The organism is Bartonella sp. HY761, assembly GCF_026743145.1.
Lineage (GTDB): Bacteria > Pseudomonadota > Alphaproteobacteria > Rhizobiales > Rhizobiaceae > HY038.
In genome coordinates, this window is the sequence record NZ_CP104887.1 from 43,165 (window position 1) to 55,448 (window position 12,284).

Here is a 12,284-nt window from a genome sequence, read left to right on the forward strand (position 1 = left end):
CCCGAGAGGAAATTCAAGGGGCAAAAATATTGCATAAAGCCAAAACTATTGCCAAACAAAAAACGGGCATTGCAATTTGTTCTGATCACTTTAATGTGTCATAATCAACACAAGCGCCAGTTAAATTTTGGTAATGAAACCAGAATAGCGGAAAACCATCTTTTCTTGGTGCTCTTTATGTTTCGTCGCCTGATAAAATTGATTATAAGCAAAGCTATCATTTATTTGGATTATTTTTCATGACATTAAATACTAATGAAACCGCGACTGATGGCATGGATATGTCAAGCCAAGATGACTTGGCAGGTCTGGTTCCATCGTTAAATATTAACGCCTCTCATGAAAATAAAATTCCGTTTTTCTCGCGTATTCGCACACGCTTGTTGCTTTTGATGGTGCTTTCAGTTCTCATTACTGAAATTTTGGCCTTTATTCCCTCCATTGCCAATATGCAAAGCCGTTGGCTTGAAAATCAGACCAAATCGGCTATGGCGCTATCTTATGTTTTACTTAATGAAGACAGAATTGTGCTTGATCAGGAGGTGCAACATAGGGTTCTTTCGGCAACGAAAGCCCTTGCTTTGACTGTAACCCGTGATGATGGTTCGATTGTAGCTATAAGGCTTAATGGGCAGGAATATTCCGTCGACAAGAATATTGATTTGAATAATTATAGTGAAACTCAGTCAGTCATTAGCGGTGTGACAACACTTTTTTCTAGTACGCCTAAAATTATTCGTCTTTTTGCGCGCACAAATGATAGCAATCAGGTATTTTCGATGACCTTCACCAATAGCGAGTTGCGTGAAGAAATGCTGCGTTTTACATGGCAATTTGCGATAATTTCACTCACCATTGCCATTGTTGCCACCACGATTATTTACCTTATTGTTTATGAGTTATTGGTGCGCCCTTTGCGTGCTATCTATTTTCATATGCTCGATTTTGTCGCCGAGCCTGATAATCCTAACCGCATCATTGTGCCAGAAAATCGCCGTGATGAGATGGGGGCAGCGCAACGGCGTATTGCGGCAATTGAAGTTGAATTGCAACAAAATTACGTGCGGCAAAAACACCTTGCTAATCTTGGGCTTGCAGTATCGAAAATTAATCATGATATGCGTAATATCCTAGCTTCGGCGCAATTGATTTCAGACCATTTGGCCGAGGTGAATGATCCGCTAAGCAAACGGCTAACCCCTAAATTAATCCACACCATCGATCGGGCAATCAACTATACGCAAAGTATTATGGCTTATGGTCGAATGCAGGAGCAAAGACCCAATTTGCAATTAGTTTCTTTGCATGCCCTTATTGATGATATAAGGGATAGTCTTGCTGTATCAGGACGCGAGCTCGTGAATATCCACAATAAGGTTGCAGAAGATTTCGAAATGTTGGTCGATAGTGAACAGCTCAACCGTGTTCTTACCAATCTGTTTCGAAATGCTGTGCAAGCCATGACCTCGCCGGCAGAAATGGAAAAGGATAAGTCCCGCGATATTACTGTAACCGCCCATTATGAAGGTAAATCGGCGATTCTTGATATTGTTGATAATGGACCAGGATTGCCGGCAAAAGCCAAAGAACATCTTTTTACGCCCTTTGATGGTAGTACCGGACATGGTGGCACAGGTCTTGGTTTAGCAATCTGTCTTGAATTGGTGCGCGCTCACGGCGGTACAATCGAGCTTATTGATGATTGTAAGGTAGGAACGCATTTCAGGATTCGCATACCAATGGCTGTAAATAATGTGGCAAAATGGTATGGCACTAAAAAGAGCGCCTAATCCTTTGGTGTGTGGATATTTTTTTATAAAATTTATTTGTTATAAATCAATGTTTTAATTTTTTTTTTTTAAAAATTTGATTTTTTTTGAAATTTGGTCTTGCAATTATCCAACGAACCCTTTAGACACCGGCAAGCGCAACGCAGTGACGTTGCCAGGGCATGCACCCGTAGCTCAGCTGGATAGAGCACCAGACTACGAATCTGGGGGTCAGGAGTTCGAATCTCTTCGGGTGCGCCACTTTTCTCTTAAAATTTCCAAATTTTTAAAAACTTAATAATGATATATTGTGCGTAACATTTTATGATTGCATAATATGTGGCTTTGTATTTTTACTTTGAGTGATTTTGTGCATAGATTGCTCTGACACCAAGATAATTGCAGCTATATAAGCAATGGAAATTTTTTCCTTTATGGTAAAACAATAAATTGTCTAAAATTTCCCATAACGAAGTCTCATGCATTAAATTTTTTTTCACATAAATTTGCCATTCCTTTGCTGCTATATATTAGGTTATAGTCTTAATAGAACTATAGGGTATTATTGGAGGAAAGAATGAAGGCTGTCGGTTATTATAAATCACTACCAATTGACGATTCCCAATCTTTGATCGATGTCGATGTTGCTATGCCAAAAATTGGCGCGCAAGATCTTTTGGTTGAAATCAAGGCAATTTCGGTTAATCCTATTGATTATAAAACGCGCCTTGCTTCAGGCCCCTTTGATGATCAACCGCGTATTTTAGGTTTTGATGCAGCTGGTATTGTGACCGAACTTGGCAGTGAGGTGAGAGGCTTTAAACTAGGTGATGCTGTTTATTATGCTGGTGCAATAAACCGCCAGGGTTCTAACGCCCAATATCAAGCGATAGATCATCGCCTTGTTGCCTTAAAGCCAAAGACTTTGGATTTTGCAGCGGCGGCGGCAATTCCGCTAACCGCCTTAACGGCCTTTGAAATGCTATTTGACCGGTTACGGATCGATCAAGGGGTGCATAAGGGTAAAAATACCTTTTTAATGGTGGGTGCGGCTGGCGGCGTTGGCTCTATGGCTTTGCAATTAGCGCGGCTTAAAACTGATGCCTTGGTGATAGCCACCGCCTCACGTCAACAATCTCACGACTGGGCGCTTAAAATGGGCGCCGATCAAGTGATTGATTATACCAAGCCTTTTATTGAGCAGTTGCAAAAGCTAGGGCTTAACCATGTTGATTTTATTTTTTCAACCGCTAATTCTGAAGGCTATCAACCGCAATATGCCCAAATCATCGGGCCGCAGGGGCGCATTGGCTTGATTGATGGGCCTAAGACCTTTGATATTGTGCCATTTAAAGGCAAATCTGTTTCATTGCATTGGGAATCGATGTTTACGCGATCAATGTTTGAAACAAGTGATATTGGTCGCCAAGGTGATATTCTAAAGCAAGTGGCAGAGATGATTGATGATAAGTTGCTAACACCAACCGCGACTGATAGTTTATCACCAATTAATGCTGAAAATTTAAGGAAAGCCCATCGGTTGATGGAATCTGGCCAACATATTGGTAAATTGACTTTAAGCGATTTTTCTTAATGATTGCATTATCGCTAATGGTTTAACTCTAATGAATGATAAAGTTATATGATCCGTAAAAGCTTGTTTTCTGTCATTGTGTTGCTGTCTTTGCTTATTAGCTCTTTACTGGCTTATGCGCAAGATATGCGGCCGCAAGGGCGCTATTGCGGTAAGGTTTATCACAATGGCTATATGGTCAATGTTGAAATGACGCTTGAAATATCTCCAACGGGTAGTTTAACAGGCTCTATGCGCTATCGCGATGGTGAAGTGGTAACGGAAGGCAAATTAACGCAAATATCGCCGCCAGCGGGACAGCGTGAAACTTTAAAATGGGCCGATAAATATGGCACCGGCTATGCATTTTTGGAATTTAGTAGTGATTTTTCAACATTTACTGGTGCATGGGGATCATGGGCTGAAAGCCCTAAGCAGCCCACAAATCCTTGGACGGGTAAGCGTTGTAACGGATTTATCAGCTAAATAAATTAGTATTTTATAGGTTGAATATTTAGCTTAACGGTGCATTTTACCATTTATTAAAATGCACCGCTTTTTTAGCGTTGAACAAAACTATTTTATTGCCATTTCTGGAATAGGCTGCGACTTTATTTGTTTAATCCATTGTGCTGCCCAGCGGGCGGATTCAACTAAAATCGGCTTTGGTGCTTTAAACCATTCATCAGGCGAAATCTCGCGTTTTTCGCGAACAAAAGCAATTGCATCATCAATATCTGGAAATTCACTTTCAGCATTAATATGCAAAAACAATGCCATCATAATAACCGAGCGTGAACGTCCACCACGGCAATTAATCAGCACATTGCCACGCTTGCGGCATGGATAAGTAATTTTTTGTGGCAAAATTTGCTGAAAAGCAGCTTCAATTGTAAAATAACCGGCAATAAGTTGCGTGGAGGGATTTCCTGCGCCATCAATTAGGCCAATTTTATAATAGCGTATTTCTGCTGGGCCAAAATCGCGCTGGTGGGTGGTGCGGTCGGCTTGACTATCGGTAACAAAATTAAAATCAAGATTAACCGCGCAATTAATAACCGTGGTAATATCCAAGCTTTTTAGAAGATGGATATCGGCGGCCCCCTCTTTGCCAGAAAGATAAAGATCTTTGCCATAAGGAGCAAGGTTTTGATAAATAAGGCTGAGATAAGGTAAGTCCAAATCTCCCTTTTCAACCTGATGCGCTTTTATCATAATATTCCAAATCCAGCTTGGCTTTTTAAAAGCCAATAATATTTCAATAGTGTCTCTTTAATAAAAAACTGGTAAAAATCCAAATTAATTTTTTAATTAGCGTCATTTGCTTGGGGATTAAGGAAGTATAATACTTTACACTTCCTTTTTTTATTTGATCAATTATAATTTTTTTCAAATGTTAAGCTGTATAAATTTATATTAGAGTTTAATAATAGTAAAAAATTAGCGTTTATAATTCATTCGCCAAAAATCTTGCCAATCCTCTCGTTTATCCCAATCATCAAGACTGGTTGCCATATCATAATCAAAAAGCTGGTTGCGATAGGCACCAATGCCCGATGGTTCATTTTTTGGTAAAGCAACTGATTGATTGGTGGAAATTTTTCCATCAACAGCCTGTGGCTCAATGCCCTCAGCTGTTAGCGCGTAATGAAGGAAGAGTTTTGCACTATTGGGGCTTTTTGTGCCGGTGGCTATAAGACCAATGCTTGGGTAAAGCCAACCCATATGCGGCTTAAGGCCAGTGCAAAGACCAAGGGTCATGCCTTTTTCTTTATTGTCGCGAAATTTAGCGGTACTGACCAGTGCTAAAAAAGGCTCTTTTTGGCCTGAAGCTGCAACCGCATCGGCCGCCGCAGAGTCTGAATCTGTGAGCAAAGGGCCATTTTGTGCTAAAGCTTTGATCCATGCAGCTGTTGCACTTTTTTCATCGGTTTGAATTTTCTTGCCAAATTGTGCTTCATAGGCTTTACGCATCGCTTCATCGCCATGGCTCTCTAATTGGTTAAACCAATCAACATAAGCGCTTTTACCCAAAGGATCTTGCATGGCAACACGGCCGCGCCACTCACTTTCAGTCAGCTGCCAGACATTATCAATCGGGCATTTATCATAAAGGGCGGTATTATAAACCCAAACATTGGGGCTATTTACAATGGTGAGTGGATCGCGATATTTTTCTGGCACATCATTGGCAAGATCTTGCGGAAACCAGCTCATTGCAAATTTTTGTGGGATAAGCTGCGCCATGGCAGCAGGAGCATCACTAATGATTGACACATCACCTTGAATATTATTGGCGCGCGCTTCGCGGATGAGCATTTCAAGCTGTGCGGTGGCTTTGACTTTGCGACCTTCCGCTTTAAGTCCGTATTTTTGACTAAAGCCTTTTGCCATTTCAATGATTTTGCCGGTACTGTCATAAATGACAATTGGCGCTTCACTCTTGGCAGCTTCTTGCAACGATAGAAGTGTGTCATTGCTTTGTGCAAGATTACCGTTGCTTTGCGCAAGAGCCGAGGTCGCAATAAGGCTCAAAAAACCAACAGCCAAAATCTTTAAAGGTGATTGGCGTTTGGTTGATATTTTAGTGCCCGAAATTTTTAACATAGTTTGTTTGTTTACCACGGTCATCTCACCTTATTGAGCAAGCGTTGATTTTTAAGATTTAATTGAATTTATATCATCCAACTATTGCAATTGCGCGACTCTTGAGCCAGTTTGATCAAAGCCATGCTGGTTTTTGGCTTGAATAGCAATGGCAACCTTGCTGCCTGTTTCATAATTGGGTGGCTGATGGGTGGAGGCAAAAACCGTGTGACCATCCTTGTTTAACTCAATAATCCAATTGCCGCCGGTTGGCAAAATGCCGGTTACCATCATATCAGCCTTAAAAACATTTTCGTTATGCGTTATGTCCTTTTGGGCTATTTCTATTGCTTCCGGCCTAAAGCCAAGCGCTGCGATATTATTTGAGTTTTGGCTATATTGCGCTAAATAGCGACCAATATCTTGGGCGATAGGCTTATCATTGGCGTCACTTAAATTAATAATATTAATTGGTGGGTTGCCAACAAATTCCGCAACAAAGCGGTTGGCGGGACGGTTATAAATATCATCGGGCGTGCCAATTTGTTGCAATGTTCCCTTATCCATAACCGCAATGGTGGTTGCCAAAGTCATTGCCTCCCATTGATCGTGGGTTACAAAAACAATTGTTGTTTTAAATGCATTATGAATGCGTTTTAGTTCTGCACGCATTTCAAGACGCAAACGCGCATCAAGATTGGAAAGTGGCTCATCAAGCAGCAATATGCCTGGATTTATCGCCAACATGCGGGCAAGGGCAACACGCTGTTGTTGGCCGCCAGATAATTGAGATGGATAACGGTCACGATATTGTTCAATATCCAAGGCTTTCATGACACGCTCAACTTGCGCTTCGCGTTCAAGCTTTGGCACCTTGCGTAAGCGTAAACCAAAATCGGTGTTGCGTTCAATGGTAAGATGCGGCCAAAGCGCATAGCTTTGAAAAACCAAACCCATTTCACGCTTTTCCGGCGGTATAAAAATACCTTTTTGAACGCTGTCCACGACACGGTCATCAATCAGTAATTCACCATCAGATAGATTTTCAAGGCCAGCAATCATGCGTAGCGTTGTGGTTTTACCGCAACCTGATGGCCCAAGCAGACACATGAAATCACCATTGGCAATTTCAAGATCAAGATTTGAAACGGCTTTTTGCCCATTTTTCGCATAGGATTTTTGCGCATTTTGAAGTTTAATTGTTGGCATTAGCTTCCTAATCCTTCTGCAAGATTGGTTTTGGTAAGTTTTTGGGCGGCAAGGGTTGAAAAATAGGCAATGGCAGCAATGATAAGCACTACGGCATTGGCGGCTTGTGTATAATTATAATCAACAAGGCGCAGTGAAAACGTGGTTAGCACATCGGTACTTGGCACAGCCAAAATGACAAAAAGGCTAAGGCTTTTAATGCCAGAAATAAATGGCAAGAGGATACCAGTGACAAGCGAGCTTTTTTGTATGGGGATAATCACTGTTATCATACGGCGCAACCAACCCGCGCCTGATATTTGGGCAGCTTCCTCGGGGTCTTTGCCAAGTTGGCTCATCGCAGCAATTCCAGCCCGTGATGCATAGGGCATTTGATCGGCAATGAGTGCCAAAAGCAAAATGGTAAGCGTTCCGTAAAGCGCAGGAATGGGACCGCGTGCAATGGCAAAGAGAGAAAGATAAGCCGCAGCAAAAGCAACGCCGGGTACAAGATAGGGTAGAAAGGTAACTTGCCGCAAATAAAAGCTCAAACTTCGTAACGGTGTGCGAATAACCACATAGCCAACAATTAAACCTAATAGACCTGAAACAATTGAAGCGATGCCAACAATTTTTAAGGTATTATAAAAAGCTGCCCATAATTCATGAGTTAACAAAATACCTGATTGCATGGCAACCGTACCAAGATTTTGGCCAATCCAAAAATCAAGCGTGAAATTATCAAGAGTAAATTTACCCGGAATTTTCATCACCGTTGACAGGATCAGCGCGAGTAATGGCAAGGCAACGCTAATGGCAAAAATGAAGCTAGCAAAAAGCGTCGCAGTCATACGCCAACGGCCAAGATGATTGGGCCTATTCATTGAACCCTTGCTGCCAATTGTCACAAAGCGGCGGGCTTCACGCACCAAACGCGCATCAATGAGCAAGGTTATGATGCCAAGTATCATAATGGCTGCAGCTAAAACACCGGCAACGCCAGTTTGTCGAGATTCCAGTGAGCGAAACAGCGAGGTGGATAGGACTTGGTAATTAACTGGTAGGCCTAAAACATAAGGTACACCAAATTCGCCAAGGCATTTGGCAAAGATTAAAACAAGGGAGGAGAGTAAAGCTGGACGCATTAATGGAATGATAATTTTCCAGCTTATTTGCAAACGATTTGCCCCTAAAATGCGGGCAGAATCTTCCAATTGCGAGTCAAAGCGTTGCAAGGCGGAGCCAAAAAGCAGGATGACAAATGGCACATAATGCAAAACCATGATGATGGTAATCGGTACAAAACCATAGGCAATCCAATCGGGTGGGCTAAGACCAATGGTTTCAAGCCAGCCGGGTTGGCCTCCAACCGTGCGGTTTTTAAACACTGTTGTCCATGCCAATGCAAATGTCCATTCGGGCAGCATATAGGGGACAATAAGCGCGGTTGCAAACCATTTACGGCCAAACATATCGGTGCGGCTGACGAGCCAACCCAAAATACCACCTAAAAGTCCACTCCAAAAAATAACAACAGCCGCAATCATTAAAGTATTGAGTAATGGCCGCCAGAAAAGATCAATTGATATTGGTGAAAAAAGCACCCGCAATATATAATAATCGGTAAGTGTGCCAGCATCTTGGCCAAGGCGGCGTTCATGACCAAATTGAACCGTGACTGCATCGATTAAAATAGAAATAATCGGCAATACAATAAGATAGGTAAAAATAATTGCTAAGATTATACCGATGATCGTTGTTGGTTCATGAAAAGCAATTTTGATGCGATAGCGTAAGCGTTGCCAAAAATGTGTAGATGAGCAAGGTGAAGGGGATGGCGTTATGGAACCTGTCATATCCTTATCAATGGGGGATGCCAAGGGCTTGATTGTCATAACCTATCCAGTAATGGTTGCTCTAAAACACAAATGAGACACAAATTTTACGAGTTGATTTTGTACAATTGCTGCGAAGTTATTGAATGAATCGGCATAGGCCGTGAAAAAATTGCAATGAGGATTGCGCCATTGTGCAGGATTTTCACAACCTATATTTTAAGAATTAAAATGAGCGCTGGAGACGGATGATACCCGCAACAGCATGGCGTCCTTTTTGCGATTGTTGGACGCGATAAAGACCATCATTGGTTTTATAACCATAATCATCATTGAAATTTGCATAGGCAATTTCAGGTGTTAATACGAGGCCAGACGTAATTTTAATTTTAACATTGGCAGATGTGACAAAGGTACCAGCATCTTCGTAAGCTGCTTGATAATTAAATGACAGCTTTTTGGAAATATCATAAGTGCCGCCAATCCAAGCAGCCCAATCGCCGCCCCAATCGCCATAGGCGCTATTAATCTGGCGATAAACGCCTAATCGACGGCTACCATCAGCAAAGGTTTTTATGCCATTGCTACCAAATGATTTATCAACATTGTAATAGTCATCAGCAGTTTTATAGGCCGCCATTGCCCAGAAAAAAGCTTTATCTGTGAGTTGTAGATTTAGTCGCACGCGCATTGCCCATTCTTGATAATAGGAATCATAGGCGGCAACACCAGCGATAGAACCCCATTTTTGGCTATATTTTAAACCCGTCACAATATGGGGGGTATAGTCGTCAATTTGTTGGCGTAACGCATAGGCATGGCTTACAAATGGTTTGCCAGTATTATCCATACTGTATTGATAGCCAGTGCTTTCACTACCATAGCCTTGTTCAAGCGCAATAATCGCAGAAATGCCGTTTTTATTCTCATAGGTATAGCTAATCGCATTGGTGCGATGGCTTGCAGGCCCGATGACATCGTCTGTCAAAACATCGCCATAACCGTCGGTCCATTCATAAAAAGCGGTTTCAGTAAGGCCAATGCGCACGCCCGCAAGATCAATATAACCGCGCCGTAATTGGCCAGCAGAACCATCCTTACCATCTTTCCATTCCGAGCGCAGGCTGATTAAGGTGGTCATAATACCAAGTTCGGTATCGGATTTTGTTTCTAATTTTAATTCAGCACGGGTTTTTGAGCGATATGTGTCATTCTGGTCACCAAAAGCTTTGCTGACCGTTTCGCCACCAACATCGTCACCAACTGCAATTTCATGGCGGACATAGCCAGAAATTTTCATACAGGTTTCAGTGCCAGGAATATAATAATAGCCTTTTCCATAAGCATCGCAAACACGAACATAATCAATCGGCTCAGCCGTTGGGGCATCTTGAGCTTCTGCATTGTGGAGCAAAGCTATTGATAATAAAGTGGCTGGCAAAATTGCCTTTAAGGGCTTCATTTTTTGAGTCCTGACAAACAGCGTTCATGGTGCATCACAAAATTGCAATTTGTAAATAAGCAATAAATATCCTTTGTTAACCTTGCTAGAGGATAACAACATTGCCGATTTTGTTTTAGCAAATTTTATAATGATTAAGTTGTAATATTTTCTACGGTATGTATTTTTTGAAATTATATTAAATCTTTAGTAATAATTAAAAAGTTTATTTTAATTGGTAAAAATACTCATAGTTGCTCTATAGATCAAAATTATTACATTTTTTTTACAGTTATGAATAAAAATAGGTTTTTTAATATTATAAATATTAAATATTTTTGGGCTGTTCGGACATTTTGAAAATACTTTAAAATATCCGAATTTATTTTTATGATTATGGTTCGCTGAAATTTAACTATTACTTATAAAGATCAATTTTATGTTCAAATTGTTGGATTTGGGCATTGTTACGCTCAATAAATTGATCAAGACGGCAAAGTTGTTGTTCTTTAACTTTAAGACAATCTGCATCACCAAAATCTTGTGATAATGGAGCATTATTGCCATTAAGCTCAGTCAAGTTGCGCCATTGATCAAGCGAGCGTGCGGTGAAGGAAACATTGATGGCATAGACCTTATTGACGTCATCATAATAGCGCTTAAAAATAAGCATGCCGCCGGGTGGAATGTCGTTGGCTGGATAATTACCAAGATGCCAATTGGCATCCACAATCGTTTGGATTTGTGATATATTGGTATCATGGCCTACAAAGACCACCAAAGGTGCATTAAGGCGATCATAGGTGTTTGCCTTTTGATCCGCAGTCCCTGCTGCTAATGCATTTAAGATTTGCCCCATCAAAACATGGCCACCATGGGTTGCAATTTCTTTTGTATTGCTAACAAGATCATATTTTGCGGCATGCAAAACCATTAATTTGGCAACATCGTCAGAATTTTTAACATTGCCAAAGGCAACATTTTCCAAGGGTAAGCCTTCGCTATATTGTAGGCGGATCGTCTCGGCAATAGTGCTCCCGGCTGATACCGGGCCAGTTAATTTATACTTGCCCGGCTTTTCACTTTTAAAGCCCCATTTTTCATCAAGAAATTTACAATCATCGCTTTTATTGCCGCATACCGCAGCTCTTAAACGGGCAACATCATCAGCATATTTCTTTTCTGCCGCTTCTGGTGAGCCACCCATCGCCGCAAGGACTTGTTGTTCAACGATTTTAGGATCAGGCTGGGCAAGCTCTAAATCAACAGCTTGGAATAGCGGATCATCTGTTTCAAGCTCTAAATGTTGCGGGGCAATACCACAACCTGGAAACATGCCATCCCCAACCGCTTGCGCTGTGGCAACGGTTCTTTGCACTGGGCTTGCCCATAAAAAATAGTCTTTAGAAGTTGGGCAAGTATTGGCAATAGGCAAGCCTTCAGCTCGCCATGTATCAAGCATATAATGTGATTGCTGAACAATGCCAGCATAGCCATGGCCAGTTAAAAAGCCATCGGGTACAATCCATTTTGGCCATTGGCGGCCAGTATTTTCTTCAAGCTTTTTGGTGTTGGTTTGCGGCCTAACGCCATGGCGCATTAAAACCACCACCTTATCTAATTTAAAATTGTGCGCAAGTTTAGTGCGCATATCATCACCAAAATATTGCGCATGAGCTTGGTTGCTGACTGCTGATAATACAAGGACACTACCAATAATAGCTGCGCTTGCTAGTGTTTTTACCATCAGCTTAGATAAACCAAAGGATGATTTTATCTCAATAACAGGTTTTGAAATATCAGATGACATGATGCCCCCAAAGGAATTTTAAGTTAGTGGCGAATTTAAAATGGTTATGAAAGAAATAATATTTTAGATCTGCTTATACTCT

General features: G+C 41.3%; 9 protein-coding genes and 1 tRNA gene. 4 read left to right on the forward strand and 6 right to left on the reverse strand.

Annotated elements, in window-relative coordinates; translation table 11 throughout:
- Positions 1 to 239: 239 nt before the first annotated feature.
- The 4 genes from N6A79_RS00160 to N6A79_RS00175 all read left to right on the forward strand — a co-directional run bounded on the left by N6A79_RS00160 (position 240) and on the right by N6A79_RS00175 (position 3,828).
- Positions 240 to 1,790, forward strand: coding sequence for a sensor histidine kinase (locus tag N6A79_RS00160; protein ID WP_268546505.1), 1,551 nt, complete (start codon positions 240 to 242; stop codon positions 1,788 to 1,790).
- Positions 1,791 to 1,953: 163 nt separating this feature from the next.
- Positions 1,954 to 2,030 (forward strand) — tRNA-Arg (locus N6A79_RS00165).
- A gap of 316 nt (positions 2,031 to 2,346) precedes the next feature.
- Positions 2,347 to 3,363: a zinc-binding alcohol dehydrogenase family protein gene (locus N6A79_RS00170; RefSeq protein WP_262079330.1), complete on the forward strand. Its 1,017-nt coding sequence runs from the start codon at positions 2,347 to 2,349 to the stop codon at positions 3,361 to 3,363.
- 48 nt (positions 3,364 to 3,411) lie between these two features.
- Complete coding sequence (locus N6A79_RS00175; RefSeq protein WP_268546506.1) at positions 3,412 to 3,828, forward strand: hypothetical protein; 417 nt, start codon at positions 3,412 to 3,414, stop codon at positions 3,826 to 3,828.
- A gap of 90 nt (positions 3,829 to 3,918) precedes the next feature.
- Here the strand turns inward: N6A79_RS00175 and N6A79_RS00180 are convergent, their stop codons facing one another.
- The 6 genes from N6A79_RS00180 to N6A79_RS00205 form a co-directional block, all read right to left on the reverse strand.
- Positions 3,919 to 4,557 carry a dual specificity protein phosphatase family protein gene (locus tag N6A79_RS00180; RefSeq protein ID WP_268546507.1) on the reverse strand — a complete coding sequence of 213 codons (639 nt, stop codon included), beginning with the start codon at positions 4,555 to 4,557 and terminating at the stop codon, positions 3,919 to 3,921.
- Between the two features lie 225 nt (positions 4,558 to 4,782).
- Positions 4,783 to 5,949 (reverse strand): ABC transporter substrate-binding protein, encoded by a 1,167-nt coding sequence (locus N6A79_RS00185; RefSeq protein ID WP_442784288.1) that lies wholly within the window; start codon positions 5,947 to 5,949, stop codon positions 4,783 to 4,785.
- Positions 5,950 to 6,030: 81 nt separating this feature from the next.
- Positions 6,031 to 7,137, reverse strand: a complete 1,107-nt coding sequence (locus N6A79_RS00190) for an ABC transporter ATP-binding protein (RefSeq protein ID WP_268546509.1) — start codon at positions 7,135 to 7,137, stop codon at positions 6,031 to 6,033.
- Complete coding sequence (locus N6A79_RS00195) at positions 7,137 to 8,972, reverse strand: ABC transporter permease (protein WP_268547603.1); 1,836 nt, start codon at positions 8,970 to 8,972, stop codon at positions 7,137 to 7,139. Before N6A79_RS00195 ends, N6A79_RS00190 begins: the two co-directional genes overlap by 1 nt.
- 205 nt (positions 8,973 to 9,177) lie before the next feature.
- Positions 9,178 to 10,413, reverse strand: coding sequence for a porin (locus N6A79_RS00200; protein ID WP_268546510.1), 1,236 nt, complete (start codon positions 10,411 to 10,413; stop codon positions 9,178 to 9,180).
- A gap of 397 nt (positions 10,414 to 10,810) precedes the next feature.
- Entirely contained in the window at positions 10,811 to 12,202 is a 1,392-nt protein-coding gene (locus tag N6A79_RS00205; protein WP_268546511.1) for a histidine-type phosphatase, read from the reverse strand.
- Between the last annotated feature and the right edge of the window lie 82 nt (positions 12,203 to 12,284).

Bases quoted from the DNA above. Each gene is read 5' to 3' on its own strand.
- N6A79_RS00180 (WP_268546507.1), bottom strand. From the start codon at position 4,557: ATGATAAAAGCGCATCAGGTTGAAAAGGGAGATTTGGACTTACCTTAT.
- N6A79_RS00190 (WP_268546509.1), bottom strand. From the start codon at position 7,137: ATGCCAACAATTAAACTTCAAAATGCGCAAAAATCCTATGCGAAAAAT.
- N6A79_RS00205 (WP_268546511.1), bottom strand. From the start codon at position 12,202: ATGTCATCTGATATTTCAAAACCTGTTATTGAGATAAAATCATCCTTT.
- N6A79_RS00185 (WP_442784288.1), bottom strand. From the start codon at position 5,949: ATGTTAAAAATTTCGGGCACTAAAATATCAACCAAACGCCAATCACCT.
- N6A79_RS00160 (WP_268546505.1), top strand. From the start codon at position 240: ATGACATTAAATACTAATGAAACCGCGACTGATGGCATGGATATGTCA.
- N6A79_RS00175 (WP_268546506.1), top strand. From the start codon at position 3,412: ATGATCCGTAAAAGCTTGTTTTCTGTCATTGTGTTGCTGTCTTTGCTT.
- N6A79_RS00200 (WP_268546510.1), bottom strand. From the start codon at position 10,413: ATGAAGCCCTTAAAGGCAATTTTGCCAGCCACTTTATTATCAATAGCT.
- N6A79_RS00195 (WP_268547603.1), bottom strand. From the start codon at position 8,972: ATGACAGGTTCCATAACGCCATCCCCTTCACCTTGCTCATCTACACAT.
- N6A79_RS00170 (WP_262079330.1), top strand. From the start codon at position 2,347: ATGAAGGCTGTCGGTTATTATAAATCACTACCAATTGACGATTCCCAA.